Origin of the sequence: Mesorhizobium sp. M0001 (assembly GCF_040324255.1) — a bacterium.
Taxonomy (GTDB): domain Bacteria; phylum Pseudomonadota; class Alphaproteobacteria; order Rhizobiales; family Rhizobiaceae; genus Mesorhizobium.
Map to the genome: position 1 here is coordinate 1 of NZ_JAMYVS010000024.1, position 19537 is coordinate 19537.

A 19537-nucleotide genomic window follows, 5' to 3' on the forward strand; every position below is an offset into this window, starting at 1 on the left:
CCCCACCCCCGGCCCCCGCCCCACCGGCGGCCCCCGCGCCGGCCACCCCGCCGGCGGGCGACGCCGCAGCCCCGGGCGCGCCCGCCACGCCGGCGCCCGACGCTTCCGCCACGCCACCGGCAACGCCGCCCGCCGATGGCGTCGCTCCGCCGGCCAACGGGGCAGCACCGGCCGCCGCCACGCCGCCCGCGGCCGGCACGCCGCCCGCTGCGCCGGCGGCCGCCGCTCCCGCGCCGACCGTTGCGGTCGGCCAGAAGGCGATCTTCTACGAGGAACGCACCTCGACCGCGCAAGGTTCGGCCGAACCCGGCAGCATCGTCTGGTCGCTGGTGCAGGAATCGCCCGGCGGCGACCTGCCGCCCGAGCCGGCGATCCGCGCCGAGGCGACCATTCCCGGCAAGGACATCCAACTGCGCATGACCATCCGCCGCAATACCGACCAGACGCTGCCGGCCAGCCACATCATCGAGATGATCTTCCTGACGCCCGAGGGCTTTGACGGCGGTGGCGTCGACAACATCCTGCGCGTCGCCATGAAGAGTTCGGAACAGGATGCCGGCAGCCCGCTGATCGGCATTCCGGCCAAGATCGCCGACGGCTTCTTCCTGGTGGCGCTCAACGACACCAAGGCCGACGAGGACGCCAATATGACCTTGCTTCGAGGCCAGGACTGGATCGACGTGCCGGTGGTCTACAAGACCGGACGCCGGGCGCTGCTGACCATGGAAAAGGGCATTCCGGGCGAGAAGGTGTTCGACGAGGCGCTGAAGGCCTGGCAGGCCAAGACGGCAGGTTGACGGGCGGCAGTAGCGGCTGCCTTCGCTCAGAAGCCCTGGAACAGCATGTCGAGGGCGGCGACGATGTCGTCGTGTTGTCTAGAAAGGTTTCCCTCTGGCATCCGCAATTCGGACGCGCTGAAGGCCGACACAAACTGTGTGACCATCACAAGATCTTTGCCGTTTATAGCGAAGGTCGGGTTCAGGCGGCGGCCAGGAAGCGGGGCAATCTCGGGCGGCATCAAAGGAACGACCACCGTCGTGCTCAGCCCTTCAAGCATATCTGACTGCACGTCGAGAAGATAACCGTCGCTCTCGGTACTCCGATAGAAATCGTAACGCGCCATCAGAACGGCCGGTGTTTAGCCAATGGCAGTCCGTTCTTTCGGACATATTCGTTGGAGCTTTCGATGGCTTCCCTGTTTTCTTCTTGCCATCGACGCGTTTTCTCCGCCGCAATCGCTTTCGCGATCCCTGCTTCGGCAGCGCGGGAGATGTTGATGCCCAACGCTTTGGCGTCCTTGATCAACTGAGAGTCAATGGACGTGTTGACAGAGGCCCGCTGAGTTTTTGGCGTCGATTGAAGCACGGAGATGCCTCCTTTCATGCGCACAATATACGCGCATAAAAACCGCAGGCAATGCTACCCCTCCATCTCCTCACGCAGCATTTCCAGCTCCAGCCACTCTTCCTCGAGTGCGGCCAGCGTGGCGCGTTCCTTGTCGAGGGCGGCGATGGTCTTTTGGAACGAGGCCGGGTCGCGCTCGTAATAGGCGGGATCGGCAATGTTGTTTTCCAACCGCGAGATCGAGGCCATTATCGCCTCGATCTTCTTGGGCAAGGATTCCAGAGCGAATTTCTGCTTGAACGACAGTTTCTTAGACGGCCCTTTTGGCGCTGCCGGCTCGCTCTTGCCCGGCGCCGGCGCATCGCTGGCTTCGGCCTTGGCGCGCGCCTTGCGGTCGTCGAGCCGGGTGCCGCCGCGCTGCGCCAGCATGTCGGAATAGCCACCGGCATATTCGATCCAGCGGCCGCCTCCGTCCGGGGCGATGATGCTGGTGACGGTGCGGTCGAGGAAGTCGCGGTCGTGGCTGACCAGGATGACCGTGCCGGCAAAGCCGGCGACAAGTTCCTGCAACAGTTCCAGCGTCTCCATGTCGAGATCGTTGGTCGGCTCGTCGAGCACCAGAAGGTTGGCCGGCCGCGCCAGAACACGCGCCAGGAGCAGCCGCGCCCGTTCGCCGCCGGACAGCTCGCGCACCGGGGTGCGCGCCTGTTCCGGCTTGAACAGGAAATCCTTCATGTAGGACACGACATGGCGCTGCTCGCCATTGACGACGAGGTTTTCGCCGCGCCCGTCCGTGAGATACTGCGCCAGGGTCTCGGCCGGATCGACCGCCTCGCGCTTCTGGTCGAGCGTGGCGATTTCCAGATTGGTGCCGAGCCGCACCGAGCCGGCATCGGGCTTCATCTCGCCGGTGAGCATCTTCAACAGCGTCGTCTTGCCGGCGCCGTTCGGCCCGACAAGGCCGACGCGATCGCCGCGCTGGATGCGGGTCGAGAAGCCCTTGACCACGGTCAGGTCGCCAAAACTCTTCTCGATGTTCTTGGCCTCGATCACCAGCTTGCCGGATTCGGCGGCGTCGCTGGCCACCATGGTCGCCGAGCCCTCGGCGCCGCGATGGCCGCGAAAACGCTGGCGCATGGTCTGCAGTTCGCCCAGGCGGCGCATGTTGCGTTTGCGGCGAGCCGTCACGCCATAGCGCAGCCAATGCTCCTCGCGCACGATCTGGCGGCCGAGCTTGTGCTGTTCGCGCTCTTCCTCTTCCAGCACAAGGTCGCGCCATTCCTCGAAATGGCCAAAGCCCTTGTCGAGGCGGCGGGTCTGGCCACGGTCGAGCCAGACAGTGGCGCGCGAGACGCGTTCGAGGAAGCGACGGTCGTGCGAGATGACGATCAGCGCCGAAGACGTCCGGACAAGCTCTTCTTCCAGCCATTCGATGACCGACAAATCGAGATGGTTCGTCGGCTCATCAAGCAGCAGAATATCGGGTTCGGGCGCCATGACGCGGGCAAGTGCTGCGCGGCGCGCCTCGCCGCCGGAGAGATCGTTGGGGTTCTCCGTGCCGGCGAGGCCGAGATGCTCCATCAGATATGTGGCGCGGTAGGGATCGTCGGCAGGCCCAAGCCCGGCCTCGACATAGGCGCGCACATTGGCAAAGCCGTCCATGTCGGGCATTTGCGGGAGATAGCGCACCGTTGCCGAAGGCTGGCGGAAGACCTCGCCGTCTTGCGGCTCGATCAGACCAGCAGCAATCTTCAGGAGCGTCGACTTGCCGGAGCCGTTGCGGCCGACGAGCGCGATCTTGTCACCGGCGGACGCCGTCAGTTCGGCGCCATCGAGCAGCGGCGTGCCGCCAAAGGTCAGTCTTATGCCGTCGAGGTTGAGAAGGGGCGGGGCCATGTCAGCTTTCAGGCAAGGGGTAGGGGTGGGCGAGCAGCAGCGCGCGGCCATGGCCGAGCGCGATTTCGAGGCCGCCCCCGGTCGTGTTGGACTTGACCTCGTTCGAGATGGTCAGCGACGAGCCGAACACGACCTCGACATGGTCGAGCGGCCACTTCGCGCCGGACACGGTGAGGCCCGAAAGATCGGAAAAGCCGAGCACCGAAAACAGCGTTCCGTCGGCATAGTCGAAGCCGGCCTTGCCAGGCAGCAGAGGGGCGCCTTCCTGCGCTCCGCTGGTCAACAGCAATTTTGTGCCGGCCTCGGCCAGCCGCAGGCTGAGCGCCAGATGGAGGAAGGCGTGGTCGGCGCGCTTGCCGCCGAAAGCGCCGGCCAGCACCAGGCTGGTGGCGCCGCGTTCCAATGCCGCCGCGATCGCCAGTTCGCCATCGGTCTTGTCCTTTTCGGGAGGAAACACCTCCCGCGGCACGGCGGCGAGATCGGCAGGCAGGTCCGCCGGCACGGAATCGAAATCGCCGACCCACAGCTCCGGCATCACGCCGAGCAGGCGGGCATGATCGATGCCGGCGTCGGCGGCGATGACGCGCGTGCCCGCGACCTGGCGGTCGAGCCGCGGCGTGCGGACGAGATCGCCGCCAAGCAGGATGGTGAATGTGCTCATATCCGCTGGCCCTTACCAGCCCCGCCGACGAAACGGAAGGCCGAGCGGCACCGTCACTCTTTGTTGGAGCATGATCTTTTTCCGGAAACGGATTCCACTTTCCGGGATCACGCTCGGGCAAACTTCCACTTGCGTGGCACCTTGGCCGGGCCTATGTGTCGAAACGCTCTAACGGGGTGCCGGACGCGATCTTCGCGGACCGGCTGAGAGGCAGTCTCGCCAACCCGCTGAACCTGATCCGGTTTGTACCGGCGGAGGGATTAGACGCTTCGGACAGCCCGACGCCTCAATTCCTTTCAACACGAATGAAGGAGGCGCCGATGCGCATTTTTTTGTCCCGTCTTGTCCCAGCGCTTGGGCTTGCTGTTTCGCTACTGGCAAGCCCTGCGTGCGCGCAGGAAAAACTCACGATCTATACCTATGAGAGTTTCACTGCCGACTGGGGTCCAGGCCCCCAGGTGAAGAAGGAATTCGAGGCCGAGTGCGGCTGCAGCGTCGACTTCGTCTCGGTGGCCGACGGCGTCGCGCTGCTCAATCGCGTCAAGCTCGAAGGTGCGTCGACCAAAGCCGATATCGTGCTTGGCCTCGACACCAACCTCACCGCGGAAGCCAAGGCTTCCGGCCTGTTTGTCCCACATGGCGCGGTGGCTGAAAACAACGTGCCGGGCGGCTGGAGCGACGACACTTTCGTGCCCTACGATTATGGCTATTTCGCCGTCGTCTACGACACCGAGAAGCTGAAGAACCCACCGAAGAGCCTGAAGGAATTGGTCGAGGGCGATGCCGCCGACAAGATCGTCATCCAGGATCCGAGGACGTCGACGCCGGGCCTTGGCCTGCTGCTGTGGGTTAAGTCGGTCTATGGCGACAAGGCGCCGGAAGCCTGGGCGAAACTCAAGGGCAAAGTGCTGACGGTGACGCCGGGCTGGAGCGAGGCCTACGGCCTGTTCACCAAGGGCGAGGCGCCGATGGTGCTTTCCTATACGACGTCGCCGGCCTACCACATGGTGGCCGAGAACACCGGGCGCTTCCAGGCGGCGTCGTTCGAGGAGGGCGAGTATCTGCAGGTCGAGGTCGCCGGCATCACCACCACGGGCGCGAAGAGCCCGCTGGCGGCGAAGTTCCTGGCCTTCATGACCGGGCCGAAATTCCAGGATGTCATTCCGGAGACCAACTGGATGTTCCCGGCCGGGAAAACCGACAAGCCGCTCAATCCGGCTTTTGATAGGCTGGTCAAGCCGGCGAAGACCTTGCTGTTCAGCCCGGAAGAGGTCGCGGCAAATCGCAAGGCCTGGGTGGATGAATGGCTGGCGGTGATGAGCAAGTAGCTTTGGCTGTATGATCGAAAGATGAGTGCCCTACGGCGCCCCCCTCTGTCCTGCCGGACATCTCCCCCACGAGGGGGGAGATTGGCCTTTACGTTGACTTTCGCCAATCTCCGAAGCTGCAGGAATGAGCGGAGCGCTAAAACCGCCAATCTCCCCCCTCGTGGGGGAGATGTCCGGCAGGACAGAGGGGGGCGCGAAGGAACGCGACGCCCGGTAAAGAGTGCAACGCTCTGACCCCCGCATCACGGCCGGCATTGTCGCGCTTGCGGCAATCGCGCTGCTGATCGGTGGCGCCTTCGCCGGCCTTATCCGCGAAGGCGCGCACGACCTTTCCGGCGCCGCGTCCGCCTTTGACCTCTATCTCCTGCGCGTTGTCCGCTTCACGCTCTGGCAGGCTGCGCTCTCGATGCTGCTTTCCGTCGTACCGGCGCTGTTCGTCGCCCGGGCGCTGTCGCGGCATCCGCGCTTCTTCGGACGCGGCTTCATCCTGCAGCTATTCACTGTGCCCCTTGCCTTGCCGGCAATTGTCGGAGCGCTGGGAATACTGGCGCTCTATGGCCGCGCCGGTTATTTCGCCGCGATCGGTGGCCAGAGCTGGCCCGACATCTATGGGCTGTCGGGCATCCTCGTCGCCCACGTCTTCTTCAACCTGCCGCTGGCCACCCGGCTGTTCCTCGAAGCGCTGGGAACGGTGCCGGCCGATCAATGGCGGCTGGCGAGCCAGCTCGGCATGGGGGCGAGGCCAGCCTTCCGGCTGATCGAGTGGCCGGTGCTGCGCGCCGCGCTGCCGGGCGTCGCCGGGCTTGTCTTCATGCTTTGCATCACCTCCTTCACCATCGTCCTGATCCTCGGCGGCGGGCCGGCGGCGACGACGCTGGAAGTCGCCATCTATCAGGCGCTGCGTTTCGACTTCGATCCGGCGCGAGCGGTGACGCTGACGGTGCTACAGATCGCGCTGACTTTCGCCGTCATGCTGGCGCTGACGCGGCTCGGCGCCAATGTGACCGGCGACGCCAATTTGCCTGTCGCGCCGCGCCGCTATCACTTGGCCGGCAAAGCAGAAACAGCGTTCAACGCCGTCCTGATCGTGCTCGCCTTGCTGTTCGTCGCCGGACCGATGGCGGCCACCGTTGCCTCCGGCCTCGGCGCCGATCTCGGCCGGCTGGCGGGCGAGAGTGCCGTGCGTCAGGCGACGCTGACCAGCGCCGGTCTCGCCTTCTCGGCGGCGCTACTTTCGGTGGCGCTGGCACTGTCGCTGATCATGGCGCGGCGGGCACTGTCGCTGCGCCGCCGGTCCAGTGCCCGTTCATTGCTCGAACATGCCACCGACACCGGCGCCGGCTTCGTCCTCGTCGTGCCGCCCATCGTCATCGGCGCCGGCTGGTTTCTCCTGCTGCGCACGGTCAGCGATGTCTTTGCCATCGCGCCGGTCATGGTCGTCACCGTCAATGCGGTGATGGCGATGCCCTTTGCCATCCGCGCGATGCGCCCGGCCTATGATGCGGCGAGCGAGCGCCATGAAAAGCTGTGCGCGCAGCTCGGCATTGCGGGCTGGAACCGGCTGCTTCTGGTCGACTGGCCATCGCTCCGGCGGCCGCTGGCCACCGGCTTTGCCTTCGCCATGGCACTGTCGCTCGGCGATCTCGGCGTCATCGCGCTGTTCGGCAGCGATTCGGTGCAGACCTTGCCCTATCTCCTGCTGGCGCGCATGGGCAGCTATCGCACGGCCGATGCTGCCGGGCTGGCTTTGCTGCTCGGGGCGGTCTGCCTTGCATTGGTGGTCGCGGCAGACTGGCTGGGACGGGGAGAGAGATCGTGACGTCCGCTGTGGAGAAAGGCACGACTGTCCGGCTGGACACGGTCTCGTTCAGCTATGGCGAAACGTCATTCCTGTTCGATGTCGAATTCCATACATCTAAGATCACCGCCATCATGGGGGCAAGTGGTTCGGGCAAATCGACCTTGCTCAATCTGGTGGCTGGTTTCGAGACGCCGGAGTCCGGTCGTGTGCTGATCGGCGGCGCCGATGTCGGCGCCGAGCCGCCTTCGGCGCGGCCGGTGTCGATGGTATTCCAGGAAAACAATCTGTTTGCTCATCTCTCGGTGGAGAAGAATGTCGGGCTCGGCCGCTCGCCATCGCTCAACCTGACCGACGCCGATCGCGCCGCAATCGCCGAGGCGCTTGACCGCGTCGGCCTGGCCGGCAAGGAGATGCGCCTGCCGCGCGAACTCTCCGGCGGCGAAAGGCAGCGCGTAGCGCTCGCCCGCGTTCTGGTGCGCGACCGGCCAGTGCTGCTGCTCGACGAGCCGTTCGCTTCGCTCGGGCCAGCACTGCGCGACGACATGCTCGACCTGGTGGCCGGCGTTCATGCCGAGCGGGCGATGACGGTGCTGTTCGTCACGCATCAGCCGGAAGACGCTCGCCGTATCGGCGAGCAGATGGTTTTTCTGGACAATGGCAGGGTTGTCGCGACGGGACCTGCCGCCGATTTTTTCGACGGCACTGGCCCTGAAGCGTTTCGGCGCTATATCGGCGCAAGTTCGGGCGGATCACGCGATATTGCCCGGAAGCGGACATAATTTACGACCAAACCGGCTACAGGTGATGTGGCGCTTGCTTGCCATGGTCCAGCTGATGTGGCTAGGTCCGCTTAGTACTGGTCCGGCACGAGCCGTGATTTGCCCCCTACAGCGCCGCATCCGGCCGGATGCGTAAACGCTGTAGGTTTTTTGATGTGTGCAGGATTGCCAACGAAAACCGATTTTTCGCTGGCACGGACCCCGGTCCAAATCATGCGCCGAGAGCTGAAGGAACGCCGTGCTGCCGACCGGCACTGACACTTTGAAACGCAGACCGCTGGTGCGCTTCCTCGCGCTGGCCGGCCTTGCCGTGGCGCTGGCCAGCTGCCAGATGTTCACGCCTCCCGAAGTGCAGGAATCTGGCTTCCAGCCTTCCGACAAGCCGATCACGGTCGACAATGTCGCCGCCAACAGCAAGCTTGCCGAACTGGCGAAGGCACAGCATCCGCGCATCCTTGCCACCTATGGCGGCGAATATTCCGATCCCAAGCTCGAGCGCATGGTGGCCAAGGTTGTCGGCAGCCTGACCGTGGTGTCGGCCAATCCGACCCAGACCTATCGCATCACCATCCTCAATTCGCCAAACGTCAACGCTTTCGCGCTGCCGGGCGGCTATCTCTACGTCACCCGCGGCCTGCTGGCGCTGGCCAATGATTCGGCCGAACTCGCCGCCGTCATCGCGCATGAGATGGGCCACGTCACCGCCAATCACGGTCTGCAGCGACAGCAGCTCGAGGCCGAGGAAGGCCTGGCGACCAAGGTGGTCTCCGATGTGCTGGGCGACAGTCCGACCGCCAAGCAGGCATTGATCCGCGGCAAGCTGAGGCTGGCGCAGTTCTCGCGCAACCAGGAGCTGGAGGCAGACGCGATCGGCATCAAATCGATCGGCGAGGCGGGTTACGATCCCTATGCCGCCGGGCGTTTCCTGCAGTCGATGTCGGCCTATACCGATTTCCGCTCGATCAGCGGCGCCACCGACGCCAGCCTCGACTTCCTGGCTACGCACCCCAACACGCCGCAGCGAATTGATCTGGCGCAGCGCCACGCCCGCCAGTTCGGCGCGCCGGGCATCGGCACCCGCGACCGCGATTCCTTCCTGGCCGGGATAGACGGCCTGCTCTATGGCGACACGCCGGAAGAGGGCTATGTGCGCGGCCAGACCTTCCTGCATCCGGGCCTCGGCGTTTCGTTCACGGTGCCCGACGGCTTCATCATCGACAATTCGGCGGCGGCGGTGACGGCGACCGGTCCCGGCGACATGGCGATCCGCTTCGACGGTGTGTCGATCGACAAGGATCGTGCGCTGACCGACTACATCAGAAGCGGCTGGGTGGCTGGTCTCGACGAGACCAGTGTGCGCCAGGAGACGATCGACGGCAACGAGGCGGCGACAGCGCACGCCGGCGCCGATGGCTGGCAGTTCGACATTGCGGTGATCCGCGCCGGCGGCCAAGTCTACCGGCTTTTGACAGCGGCCCCCTCGGCCAGCACGACACTCGATCCGGTGGCACGCTCGGTCAGCGGTTCGTTCCGCGTGCTCAGCCCCGCCGAGAAAGCGGCACTGAAGCCGCTGCATATCCGCGTCGTCACGGTACAGGCCGGGCAGACGATGGGCACACTTTCGGCGCAGATGGTCGGCGTCGACCGCAAGCTCGATCTGTTCCGCGTGCTCAACGCGATGTCGCCGGGCGCCTCGGTTTCGGCCGGCGACAAGGTCAAGATCGTCACGGACAGATAGCGCCGGTCTTCGTCAGAAACCCCAGCCTTCGTAGTGCTTTTTTCTGAGATAACTTTTCTGAGATAACTCGGGGCGGTACCCCTGTTCCTGGCAATCTCACGCTGCCATGAATTCGGGGTTCTGCTTGACCAGCGCGAGCTTGAGCTTTTCCATGGCGCGGGCCTCGATCTGGCGGACACGCTCCTTGGAAATGCCGAGCGTCTCGCCGAGCGCCTCAAGCGTCGCACCTTCGTCGGTCAGCCGACGCTCCTCGATGATCCTGAGTTCGCGGGCATTGAGCGCGCGGAGCGCCGTCTTCAGCCACATCAGGCGCCGTTCGACGTCGATGGTGTCGCCGGCGACCTCGTCAGGCAATGGATCGTCCGAAATCAGGAAGTCCATCCGCTCGGTGGTACCGGCCTCATCGGCGAGGGGTGCGTTGAGCGAAGAGTCAGGTGCTGAAAGCCTGGAATCCATCTTCTCGACATCGGCCTCGGAGACGCCGAGGGCTACCGAGACTTCGCGGTAGAGCGTGGCGTTAGAGATCGGCTCGGCGCCGTTGGCAAGACGGGCGCGCAGGCGCCGCAGGTTGAAGAACAGCGCCTTTTGCGCCGAAGAGGTGCCGCCGCGAACGATCGACCAGTTGCGCAGGATGTAGTCCTGCATCGAAGCGCGGATCCACCATGTCGCATAGGTCGAGAAGCGCACCTCGCGCTCCGGCTCGAAACGCGCGGCTGCTTCCAGCAGCCCGACATGGCCCTCCTGGACCAGATCGCCGAGCGGCAGGCCGTAATGTCGGAATTTCGAAGCCATGGAGATGACCAGCCGCATATGGGCGACGGTAATCTGATGCAGCGCCTGCTGATCCTGGTCTTCCTTCCAGCGCAAGGCGAGAACATGTTCCTCATCGCGCTCGAGGTAAGGGGCTTTCATTGCCGTGCGGACCATGGTCCGTCCTGCCGTGTCTTCGATCATGCCGCGCTCCTGCTCCCGGACATTTTCGGACGGCCTGGCGGCCGTTATCTCTGTTTGACGCAATTCCGAGGGAAACCGCTTTCCCACTTTCCTGGAATTGCTTCGGGCCTAGCGCAGCCAAGGGTTCTTGAAATGGAAACGCGGCGCCCTACAACAAGCCATGAACGTGCCACACCGGGGATTGGTTCCGCCGCCGATGGCGGTTGTTTTGTGCGGTCCGACAGGGCGCATCGACACCGCAGATCGGGACTATTGGCACCGATCCGAGCTGCTTTGAGAATCTGATTTCTGGATCGTCGTTTTTTTGAAATCTGGTTCCTTATTTTGCTGCGCTGTATCTGTCAGTTTCCGGCTCTCACAAGCGCCGGACACCGGCCAAGGACGGGATCACACAGAAATGAAATGGCTCAAGTCGCTCATCGTCGCCGGAACGCTTCAGGTTCTGGCTGTTACATCAGGCCATGCCGGCGCCAATCTTGACCAGATCAAGCAGGCCGGCACCCTCAAAGTCGGCACCGAAGGCACCTATGCGCCCTTCACCTATCATGATGCTTCCGGCGCGCTGGTCGGCTTCGACGTCGAGATCGCCAAGGCGATCGGCGACAAGCTCGGCGTCAAGGTCGAGTTCCTCGAAGGCAAATGGGACGGGCTGATCGCCGGCCTCGACGCCAACCGCTACGACGCCGTGATCAACGAGGTCGGCATCACCGACGCGCGCAAGGCCAAGTACGATTTCTCCGATCCTTACATCGCCTCCAAGGCCGTGCTGATCGTGCGCGGCGACAACACCGACATCAAGACCTTCGCCGACCTCAAGGGCAAGAAGTCGGCACAGTCGTTGACATCGAATTTCGGCAAGCTCGCCGAGACCAACGGCGCCGAACTCGTCGGCACCGACGGCTTCGACCAGTCGATCCAACTGCTGCTCACCGGCCGCGCCGACGCCACCATCAATGACAGCCTGTCTTTCCTCGACTTCAAGAAGCACAAGCCGGACGCCAATGTGAAGATCGCCGCGCAGGAAGAGAACGCCGACTATTCCGGCGTCATCGTGCGCAAGGGTGATCCGGAGCTGGTCGCGGCGATCAACAAGGCGCTGGCCGACATCAAGGCCGACGGCACCTACAAGAAGATCGCCGACACTTATTTCGGCCAGGATGTCTCGCAGTAAAGACCATCTCCCGGCGGTTTGCCGGCAATGACAAATAGCGGCGGGCCGTCTTTGACGGCTCGCCGTTTTTCGCATGATATGAGAAGCACACAATCGCACTGCCGTCACCGCGGCGGTCTGTGAAGGAGGAGCCGTTCGTGCCGCACTGGCTACACCTGATGCTGGACTCGTTGCCGACACTGCTGTGGGCGGCGTTGATCTTCACCGTACCGCTGACATTGCTGTCGTTCGCACTCGGCCTGTTCGTCGGCCTGGTTGTCGCCCTGGTGCGGCTGTTCGGTCCCAAGCCTCTGGTTGCCGTGGTCCGCTTCTATGTCTGGATCTTTCGCGGCACGCCGCTTCTGGTGCAGCTGTTCCTGATCTTTTACGGCCTGCCTTCGGTCGGCATATTGCTGGATGCTTTTCCGGCGGCGCTGATTGGATTCACCCTCAACATAGGCGCCTACAGTTCGGAAATTATCCGCGCCGTGATCGGCTCGGTGCCGAAGGGCCAGTGGGAGGCGGCCTATTCGATCGGCATGACCTGGAGCCAGGCGATGCGGCGCACCATCCTGCCGCAAGCCGGCCGCGTCGCCGTGCCGCCGCTGTCAAACACCTTCATCTCGCTGGTCAAGGATACGTCGCTCGCCGCCGCCATCACTGTGCCGGAGATGTTCCAGGCGGCGCAGCGCATCGTCGCCACCACCTATGAGCCGCTGATCCTCTATGTCGAGGCGGCGATCCTTTATCTGGCGATGAGCTCGGTGCTTTCGGCCTTGCAGACGCGGCTGGAGGAGCGGCTCAACCGTTATGGCGGCTTCCTGGAGGCGCGCTCATGATCGGCCTCACCGACATCGAAAAGCGCTTCGGCGACAATCTGGTGCTGAAGGGCGTGACGGTCACCATTGCCGAAGGCAACGTCACCGCGCTCGTCGGCCCCTCCGGCGGCGGCAAGAGCACACTGCTGCGCTGCATCAACCTGTTGGAGATCCCGACCTCGGGCATGGTGCGCATCGGCGACGAGACGCTGGAATTCCGTCCCGGCGTCAAGATCCCCAGCCGCGACATCCAGCGCCTGCGGCTGCAGACCGGCATGGTGTTCCAGAATTTCCAGCTGTTCCCGCATCGCACCGCGATCGAGAACGTCATGGAAGGCCTGGTGACGGTGCTGAAATGGCCGACGGCAAAGGCGCGCGAGCGGGCACTGGCGCTGCTCGAGAAGGTCGGCATGGCGCACAAGGCGGACGATTGGCCGGCAACGCTGTCGGGCGGCCAGCAGCAGCGTGTGGCGATCGCCCGCGCCCTGGCGCCGTCGCCGAAAGTGCTGCTTTGCGACGAGCCGACCTCGGCGCTCGATCCGGAACTGGCGCAGGAAGTGGTCGACGTGCTCGGAAAACTCGCCAGCGAAGGCACCACCATGGTGATGGCCACGCACGACCTTCGCCTTGCCTCCAAGATCGCGCAGGAGGTGGTGTTCCTCGATGCTGGCGTCGTCGTCGAGAAGGGGCCGTCCACCGTGGTGTTCAGCAATCCGGAGCGTGAACGGACGAAGCGTTTTATTGCGACGCTGAAGCAGGAGGCGGAGAAGGAAGCCGGCGGCTGAGCCTTCTACCTCCCCCTTGTGGGGAGGTCGGACGGAAGGTCCGGGTGCGGTCTGGGGTCGTCCCCATCCTCGCTGCTTCGCAGCGACCCTGCCTGGGCGAGCCACGGGTCCCGCCCGTCCTTGGAACCCCACAAGGGGGTAAAAACAAAAACCCGGCACAAGGCCGGGTTTTTCATGATTTCGACGGTGAAAGCGATCAGGCAGCTTCTTCCTGCTCGGCTTCCTCATTGTCGGCCTTGGCGCCGCGCTTCGGGCCCTTGTTGAGGTTGACCTCGATCAGGCGCACGGCTTCGGTTTCCGACATGCGGTTGACTGCCGCGATCTCGCGCGCCATGCGGTCGAGTGCCGCCTCATAGAGCTGACGCTCGGAATAGGACTGTTCCGGCTGGTTGTCGGCACGGTAGAGGTCGCGCACGACTTCCGAGATCGAGATCAGGTCGCCCGAATTGATCTTGGCATCATATTCCTGCGCACGGCGCGACCACATGGTGCGCTTGACGCGGGCGCGGCCCTGCACGACCTTCAGCGCGCGCTCGACATAATCCTCTTCCGACAGCTTGCGCATGCCGATGGAGGTCGCCTTGGCGACCGGAACCTTCAGGCGCATCTTGTCCTTCTGGAAGTCGATGACGAACAGTTCCAGCTTGTGGCCCGCAACTTCCTGCTCGTCGATCGAGACGATCTGGCCGACGCCGTGTGCCGGATAGACGATGTACTCGCCGGTCTTGAAACCGTGGCGTGCCGAGGTGGACTTCTTCTGCGGGGTGATCGTTGCCATTACGCCCTGAACTCCTTGTTGTGGCACCGGCGGCCTGCCGGTCCGAACGCATGCGACCGGGGACACCGATCGTTAGCCGCACAACAGATGAACCCATCGGAAAAAGCCGAGACCGGCAAACCGCATACATAGCGACTGCCTGGCCCAGATCGCTCTGGTCCGATTGGGGATTTCACCTTTCAGTGATTTGGGGCGCTTGCGCCATAAATCGACGTTGTGTCACCGGCATGTTTCAACTGGTGTAGCACAAAAAGTCGGAAGAATCAAGGTTTTGCTGCAAACGCGAAGGTCGAGCGCCATCGCCGCCTGTCAAGGCAGTTAATGTATGATGCGCGTTACGCAGCGTTATGACGATCCAATAGGCCGCACTTTTTTGCTTTGCGCATCACCCTTTCCGAAATCGATTCCGATTCCAGCGTCATGTGCTCAGTCGCCTTCGCCGGGCTCGGCGGAGAAATATTTCTCGAACTTGCCGGCCTCGCCGTCGAAGCTCTTGGCATCTGCCGGAGGCTCCTTCTTGGCGGTGATGTTGGGCCATTTCTCGGCGTATTCGGTGTTGACCTGCAGCCATTTGTCGAGGCCCGGCTCGGTGTCGGGCTTGATTGCATCGGCCGGGCATTCCGGTTCGCAGACGCCGCAGTCGATGCACTCGTCGGGATGTATGACAAGCATGTTCTCGCCCTCGTAAAAGCAGTCGACCGGACAGACCTCGATGCAGTCCATGTACTTGCATTTGATGCAGTTGTCGGTCACGACATAGGTCATTGGTCGGCTCCGGGACGTCCCGTTTTTGCTAGAGCGACGTGCGTCCACTTGGACGCACAAAGTACGCTCTAACACTTTGAATCTGCGCATCGTGCCTTCCGAAAAATCGATTTCCGATTTTCGGGCCGATGCGGCGGCTTTTTTGGTGAGGTAACGCCTTTGCCTGCCGCTTGCAAGGGCAGCCATTGCAGGCGGGGCCCGCGTGTCCGGAATGAAATTCCAGACCGCCGGCATGGCGCAGACGGCCAAGGCTTCAGTCTTCGCCGAACAGCCGGTCGGTTTGCCTGCGCTCCTTCTTGGTCGGCCGGCCGCTGCCGGCGTCGCGCAGCGCCGGAATGGCATCGGCAACAGCCTCGCCTTTGGGGGCCGGCGGCGGGGACATGTCCTCGTAGAGCGTGCGTGCTTCATCGGCCGGACCGCGCCGCACGCCGGTGCCAAGCACCTTCCAAACGAAGATGCGGCGCTCGTGCGTAATGGTCAAAACGTCGCCAGGCTTGACCAGATCGGAGGCCTGCGCTGCTTTGTCGCTGTTGATGCGGACGCGTCCGGCGACAACCAGCTTGGCCGCCAGCGAGCGCGATTTTATCGCGCGCGAAAAGAACAGCCACTTGTCGATGCGCTGACGACCTTCAGCAACCATCGCAGCGAGTTATTTCTTGTTGGAGCATGATCTTGTCCGAAAACCGGTTCCACTTTTCGGAATCATGCTCAGAGCTTACTTCTTCAGCTGGTCGCGCAAGGCGGCGAGCTTGGCGAAGGGCGAGTCCGGATCGAAGCGCGCCGGGCGTTCCTCGCGTGGCTTGGCCTGGAAAGCCGGCTTCGCGCCTTGCGGTCCGCCTTTGCCTTCCGGCCTGCCGCCTTTCCAGTCAGGCCGGCCCTCGCGCGGACGCTCGCCTTGCGGCTTGCCGTCGCGGCGCTGTTCGCCCTCGGCCTGCGGCTTGGGCTTGAACTTCGAACGGTCGAAACGTGGCTTGGCGGCACCGTCGCGCTGGTCGCGCCGGCCCTGATAGGCCGGCCGCTCGCCCGTTGCCGGCTGTCCGCCGGCAGCGTCGGCCGGCGCATCGGCGCGGGCAGCCTGGCCGTTACGCGGGCGATTGTCCCGGCCTTGACGATGGCGCGGGCGCTGCTCGAAACGACCCTGCCGCCACAGCAAGATGGGCTTTGGCGCTTCGGCCTCGGGGACAGGCTCAGCGCTTCCACCCTCCCCCTCGTGGGGAGGGTCGGCGCGCAGCGCCGGGGTGGGGGCAGCGCCGGCGTCGGCGGTTGCGCCTGCATCGGCTACGCGGTCTGCACTATCGGTTTCGTCAGCGCTGTCACCCCCACCCGCGTCGCTTCGCGCCGCGACCTCCCCCATCGAGGGGGAGGTAAAAGCGTCGGCGCTTTCGGTGACAGTGTCGTCAGCCTCTGCAACGGCCGGAGCGTGTTCTTGCGCTGCAGGCTCTGCAGTTGTTTCGTCGATGGCTGGGACCTCGGCGGTAGCTTCAACGGCCGCAGCTGGCTCCGAACCCTCGGCAGGCGCTTCCGGCTGAGCGTCTGCAACAGCCTCCGATGCGACTTCGGCAACGGGCTCCTCAGCCGCAACCTCAGTGGCGGAAGCCGCATCCGGCTCCGAACTGTCGGTCGGCGCTTCAGCGACAGCTTCGCCTGCAGCGGCTTCCGCCGTCTGGGCCTGCTCGGCCTTCGCTGCCGCTTCCGCCAGCTTTGCCGCCGCGGCTTCGCGCGCGGCATTGTCCTGCGCTTCCAGCCGCGCCTTCACCTCTGCGGGCGGCTTCGGCTCGGCGCGATAGCCGAGACCTTTCAGGATCTCTTCCATGTCGTCGGCGGTGGCGCCGAGGATGGACATCATCGGCGGCGTCACCATGAAGGACTGGCCGTCATAGGCGCCGTCCGGGCGCTGTCCCAGACCGGGCTTCCAGTTGGTCGCAGGCCGGATCAGGTCGGCCAGCCGTTCCAGAATGTCGATGCGCACGGCGCGGCGGCCGAGATTACGGTAGCCGGCGAGCTTGTAGAAGCTCTTGTCGAAAGCCGGATCGATGACCACCGAGGTGCGGCCGGAGGCCAGCGCGTGCACGACGTCGCCAAAGCCGGGCTTGTCCTTGCCGTCGTTCTTCAGCGCCCACAAAAGCGTGATCAGTCCGGCGGGCGCCGGCTTGATCAGCGCCGGCACGAAGACGTGGTAGGCGCCGAAGCGCACACCGAGCCGGCGCAAGGCGGCGCGACCCTCCTGGTCGAGCGACTTCATTTCCTCGGCGATGTCGCGGCGGTTGATGAGGCCGAAATGCTCGACGAGCTGGAAGGCGATGCCACGGCCGATGCCGGCGATCTGCTCGGCATTCTTCAAGTCGACCAGCGGCTTCAGCAAGGATTCGATCTGGAAATTGACGAAGCGCTCGGCGCGCGCGGCGACCTTGTCGCGGGCGGGACCGGTCAACTGCTCGTCGGCCAAAAGCACCAGGCGCGGCTTCAGCGCGTCCTCGCCGGCAACCAGCGTGCCGATCGGCGCGCCGATCCAGCGCAGCGTGCCGTCGGAGCCGAGCGCAAGGTCGCCATTGGCGCAGGCGCCGAAGCGTTCGGCACGTGCCTCGAACTCGGCGGCCAGCGCTTTTTGCGCTGCCGTACGCACGGCCTTGGCGTCTTCGCCGCCGGCGCTCTGATCGGCGGTGAAGCGGAACCCTTGCAACTCGCCGACATGATGGCCTTCGACAAGGACGGTTCCGGTAGGACTGATTTCGGCTTCAGGCATTGTATTTTCTCTAAGGCGCCGCATGAGGACGGAAGTCCTGCGGTCTACAAACCGTTTCGTCAACCGCTCATGCAGCGCATCCGACAATCTGTCTTCGATTTCGCGCGTCTTTTCCCGCCAGTGTGCCTGATCGGCCAGCCAGCCCGGCCGGTTGGACACGAATGTCCAGGTGCGGATCTGCGCAATGCGGTGCGACAGCGTGTCGATGTCCCCCTCGGTCGTATCGGCGCGGCGCACCTGCTCGGCCATGTAGTTCTCGTCGACATGGCCGTGTTTGGCGAGGTCGGTGTAGATAGAAGCGATCAGGTCGGAGTGCTGGGCCGGCGCGATCTTGCGGTAGTCCGGCAACGCGCAGGCTTCCCACAGCAGCGCGACGCGCTTGGCATTGGTAGCCAGCGCGCGGATGTCCTCGTCGCGGGAGAGATGTTCGAGCGCCTGCGCATCGACCGCCGGCAGCGCGCGCGTCAGGCCTTCGACCGGCGCGTTGGCCTCGATCGAGCGCTTCAGCGCGTCGAGGCTGGCGAAGTCGAAATGCGCGGTGCGCCATTGCAGCACCTTCACCGGATCGAACTCGTGCCCCTCGATGCGCTTGACCAGTTCCTCGTCCAGCGGATCGACCTGGCCGGTGACGCCGAAGGTGCCGTCGCGCAGATGCCGGCCGGCGCGGCCGGCGATCTGGCCGAGCTCGGCCGCCGTCAGGTTGCGGTACTGGTAGCCGTCGAATTTGCGGTTCTGGGCGAAGGCGACATGATCGAGATCAAGGTTGAGCCCCATGCCGATGGCGTCGGTGGCGACGAGATAGTCGACGTCCCCTGCCTGGAACATTGCCACCTGGGCATTGCGGGTGCGGGGCGACAGCGCGCCTAGCACGACCGCCGCTCCTCCTTGCTGGCGGCGGATCAGCTCAGCGATGGCATAGACCTCGTCGGCGGAGAAAGCGACGATCGCCGTACGCCGCGGCAGGCGGGTCAATTTCTTCGAACCGGCATAGGCCAGGTGCGACAGGCGAGGGCGCGTCACCACCGAGACGCCTCTCAGCAGCTTTTGCAGGATGCCATGCATGGTGGCCGCGCCGAGCAGCAGCGTTTCCTGGCGCCCGCGCAGGTGCAGGATTCGGTCGGTGAAGATATGGCCGCGCTCGAGGTCGCCGGCGAGCTGCACCTCGTCGATGGCGACGAAGGCAACGTCGGTCTCGCGCGGCATGGCTTCGACGGTGCAGACCGAATATTTCGCGCCGGGCGGCTGGATTTTTTCCTCGCCGGTGATGAGCGCCACCTTGTGGGCGCCGACCTTTTCGCAGACGCGGGCATAGACCTCGCGCGCCAGAAGGCGGAGCGGCAGGCCGATAATGCCGCTCTCATGCGCCACCATGCGCTCGATGGCGAGATGGGTCTTGCCGGTGTTGGTCGGACCCAGCACGGCAGTCACGTCGCGGCCCGACAGGATCAGCGGCTCGGTGTGTTTCGGCTGGATGTTCATCGGCCTGGAGATGAGGCTTTCTGCATCGTGTTGTCGGGAGCGCGCCTCGCGTGGCGCGTATGACAGGCGACACATAGGGATTTCAGGCGCGAAGCGAAAGCGGAATGTTCCGGCCGGCAATCCCACGGTTCGTCTTTGAGGTCTCAATTAACAGTTGGAACGAGTCTGGAACGAATCGGCGACGAATCAGTGACTCCGGCAGATTCAGCTTTTGTTCACGGCTACATGTGGATTTTGCGAGGCTGAGTCTCACCATATGCTGAATCGCGGAAACTGGCCCGATTCCTGCAAGGCGACCATTGGCGTTAACCTTTGCCGGCGGGGCATCGTCGTGATCCGATACGCCTCGGCCAACATTATGAAATTGTTGAATTTTCTTAATCGGCCTTAACCATTTGCCGGTGATTTTCGGCGTTGGTCGTTAACGTTGCGCTCAAAGCCGGAACGAATCGGCGATCAATCAGCGATGGCGGGATTTTCCTGGTTTGTTCACCCCAACATGTTGTGTTATCCACAGC

General features: G+C 64.1%; 16 protein-coding genes, 1 pseudogene and 1 riboswitch. Of the genes and pseudogenes, 8 read left to right on the plus strand and 9 right to left on the minus strand.

What is annotated here, in order from left to right:
* Window positions 1-797, plus strand: a pseudogene (locus NKK50_RS30165) (hypothetical protein); the annotation flags it as partial.
* A gap of 26 nt (window positions 798-823) precedes the next feature.
* Here the strand turns inward: NKK50_RS30165 and NKK50_RS30170 are convergent.
* From NKK50_RS30170 to NKK50_RS30185, 4 genes are read right to left on the minus strand one after another with little or no spacing between them, the layout of a single operon-like run.
* Window positions 824-1123 carry a CcdB family protein gene (locus NKK50_RS30170; protein ID WP_023737342.1) on the minus strand — a complete coding sequence of 100 codons (300 nt, stop codon included), beginning with the start codon at window positions 1121-1123 and terminating at the stop codon, window positions 824-826.
* Entirely contained in the window at window positions 1123-1365 is a 243-nt protein-coding gene (locus NKK50_RS30175; protein ID WP_023709715.1) for a type II toxin-antitoxin system CcdA family antitoxin, read from the minus strand. The genes NKK50_RS30170 and NKK50_RS30175 overlap by 1 nt, the downstream gene beginning before the upstream one ends.
* A 54-nt stretch (window positions 1366-1419) precedes the next feature.
* Entirely contained in the window at window positions 1420-3240 is a 1821-nt protein-coding gene (locus tag NKK50_RS30180) for an ABC-F family ATP-binding cassette domain-containing protein (RefSeq protein WP_023737344.1), read from the minus strand.
* Between the two features lies 1 nt (window position 3241).
* Window positions 3242-3901 (minus strand): thiamine diphosphokinase, encoded by a 660-nt coding sequence (locus NKK50_RS30185; protein ID WP_023690494.1) that lies wholly within the window; start codon window positions 3899-3901, stop codon window positions 3242-3244.
* Between the two features lie 162 nt (window positions 3902-4063).
* Window positions 4064-4178, plus strand: a riboswitch (TPP riboswitch).
* Between the two features lie 43 nt (window positions 4179-4221).
* Here NKK50_RS30185 and thiB point away from each other — a divergent pair.
* The 4 genes from thiB to NKK50_RS30205 all read left to right on the plus strand — a co-directional run bounded on the left by thiB (window position 4222) and on the right by NKK50_RS30205 (window position 9547).
* Window positions 4222-5229: a thiamine ABC transporter substrate binding subunit gene (thiB, locus tag NKK50_RS30190; RefSeq protein ID WP_031203351.1), complete on the plus strand. Its 1008-nt coding sequence runs from the start codon at window positions 4222-4224 to the stop codon at window positions 5227-5229.
* Window positions 5230-5449: 220 nt separating this feature from the next.
* Window positions 5450-7048, plus strand: a complete 1599-nt coding sequence (thiP, locus tag NKK50_RS30195; RefSeq protein ID WP_023690496.1) for a thiamine/thiamine pyrophosphate ABC transporter permease — start codon at window positions 5450-5452, stop codon at window positions 7046-7048.
* Window positions 7045-7809 carry a thiamine ABC transporter ATP-binding protein gene (gene thiQ, locus NKK50_RS30200; protein ID WP_352544305.1) on the plus strand — a complete coding sequence of 255 codons (765 nt, stop codon included), beginning with the start codon at window positions 7045-7047 and terminating at the stop codon, window positions 7807-7809. Before thiP ends, thiQ begins: the two co-directional genes overlap by 4 nt.
* Window positions 7810-8140: 331 nt before the next feature.
* Window positions 8141-9547, plus strand: coding sequence for a M48 family metalloprotease (locus NKK50_RS30205; RefSeq protein ID WP_245260366.1), 1407 nt, complete (start codon window positions 8141-8143; stop codon window positions 9545-9547).
* 96 nt (window positions 9548-9643) lie between these two features.
* On the opposite strand, the gene NKK50_RS30210 is transcribed toward NKK50_RS30205, so the two are convergent.
* Entirely contained in the window at window positions 9644-10501 is an 858-nt protein-coding gene (locus NKK50_RS30210) for an RNA polymerase factor sigma-32 (RefSeq protein WP_023693606.1), read from the minus strand.
* A gap of 397 nt (window positions 10502-10898) precedes the next feature.
* Here NKK50_RS30210 and NKK50_RS30215 point away from each other — a divergent pair, with 397 nt between their 5' ends.
* From NKK50_RS30215 to NKK50_RS30225, 3 genes are all read left to right on the plus strand, one after another.
* Window positions 10899-11672 (plus strand): amino acid ABC transporter substrate-binding protein, encoded by a 774-nt coding sequence (locus NKK50_RS30215; RefSeq protein WP_023820302.1) that lies wholly within the window; start codon window positions 10899-10901, stop codon window positions 11670-11672.
* 137 nt (window positions 11673-11809) lie between these two features.
* Window positions 11810-12490: an amino acid ABC transporter permease gene (locus tag NKK50_RS30220; protein WP_023693608.1), complete on the plus strand. Its 681-nt coding sequence runs from the start codon at window positions 11810-11812 to the stop codon at window positions 12488-12490.
* Window positions 12487-13254, plus strand: a complete 768-nt coding sequence (locus NKK50_RS30225; RefSeq protein WP_023820301.1) for an amino acid ABC transporter ATP-binding protein — start codon at window positions 12487-12489, stop codon at window positions 13252-13254. The genes NKK50_RS30220 and NKK50_RS30225 overlap by 4 nt, the downstream gene beginning before the upstream one ends.
* A gap of 196 nt (window positions 13255-13450) precedes the next feature.
* Here the strand turns inward: NKK50_RS30225 and NKK50_RS30230 are convergent, their stop codons facing one another.
* The 4 genes from NKK50_RS30230 to NKK50_RS30245 all read right to left on the minus strand — a co-directional run bounded on the left by NKK50_RS30230 (window position 13451) and on the right by NKK50_RS30245 (window position 19019).
* On the minus strand, window positions 13451-14032 hold the full coding sequence (locus NKK50_RS30230) for a CarD family transcriptional regulator (RefSeq protein WP_023673664.1): 582 nt from the start codon (window positions 14030-14032) through the stop codon (window positions 13451-13453).
* A gap of 426 nt (window positions 14033-14458) precedes the next feature.
* Window positions 14459-14797, minus strand: coding sequence for a ferredoxin FdxA (gene fdxA, locus NKK50_RS30235; protein WP_013529180.1), 339 nt, complete (start codon window positions 14795-14797; stop codon window positions 14459-14461).
* Window positions 14798-15050: 253 nt separating this feature from the next.
* Window positions 15051-15437, minus strand: coding sequence for an RNA-binding S4 domain-containing protein (locus NKK50_RS30240; protein ID WP_352544306.1), 387 nt, complete (start codon window positions 15435-15437; stop codon window positions 15051-15053).
* Window positions 15438-15512: 75 nt separating this feature from the next.
* A complete protein-coding gene (locus NKK50_RS30245; RefSeq protein ID WP_352544309.1) occupies window positions 15513-19019 on the minus strand; it encodes a helicase-related protein in 3507 nt (1168 codons plus the stop codon).
* Window positions 19020-19537 lie beyond the last annotated feature (518 nt).

Bases quoted from the DNA above. Each gene is read 5' to 3' on its own strand.
- NKK50_RS30225 (WP_023820301.1), top strand. From the start codon at position 12,487: ATGATCGGCCTCACCGACATCGAAAAGCGCTTCGGCGACAATCTGGTG.
- NKK50_RS30170 (WP_023737342.1), bottom strand. From the start codon at position 1,123: ATGGCGCGTTACGATTTCTATCGGAGTACCGAGAGCGACGGTTATCTT.
- NKK50_RS30240 (WP_352544306.1), bottom strand. From the start codon at position 15,437: ATGGTTGCTGAAGGTCGTCAGCGCATCGACAAGTGGCTGTTCTTTTCG.
- thiB (WP_031203351.1), top strand. From the start codon at position 4,222: ATGCGCATTTTTTTGTCCCGTCTTGTCCCAGCGCTTGGGCTTGCTGTT.
- NKK50_RS30245 (WP_352544309.1), bottom strand. From the start codon at position 19,019: ATGAACATCCAGCCGAAACACACCGAGCCGCTGATCCTGTCGGGCCGC.
- NKK50_RS30215 (WP_023820302.1), top strand. From the start codon at position 10,899: ATGAAATGGCTCAAGTCGCTCATCGTCGCCGGAACGCTTCAGGTTCTG.
- NKK50_RS30205 (WP_245260366.1), top strand. From the start codon at position 8,141: ATGTTCACGCCTCCCGAAGTGCAGGAATCTGGCTTCCAGCCTTCCGAC.
- NKK50_RS30210 (WP_023693606.1), bottom strand. From the start codon at position 10,501: ATGATCGAAGACACGGCAGGACGGACCATGGTCCGCACGGCAATGAAA.
- fdxA (WP_013529180.1), bottom strand. From the start codon at position 14,797: ATGACCTATGTCGTGACCGACAACTGCATCAAATGCAAGTACATGGAC.
- NKK50_RS30185 (WP_023690494.1), bottom strand. From the start codon at position 3,901: ATGAGCACATTCACCATCCTGCTTGGCGGCGATCTCGTCCGCACGCCG.
- NKK50_RS30230 (WP_023673664.1), bottom strand. From the start codon at position 14,032: ATGGCAACGATCACCCCGCAGAAGAAGTCCACCTCGGCACGCCACGGT.
- NKK50_RS30180 (WP_023737344.1), bottom strand. From the start codon at position 3,240: ATGGCCCCGCCCCTTCTCAACCTCGACGGCATAAGACTGACCTTTGGC.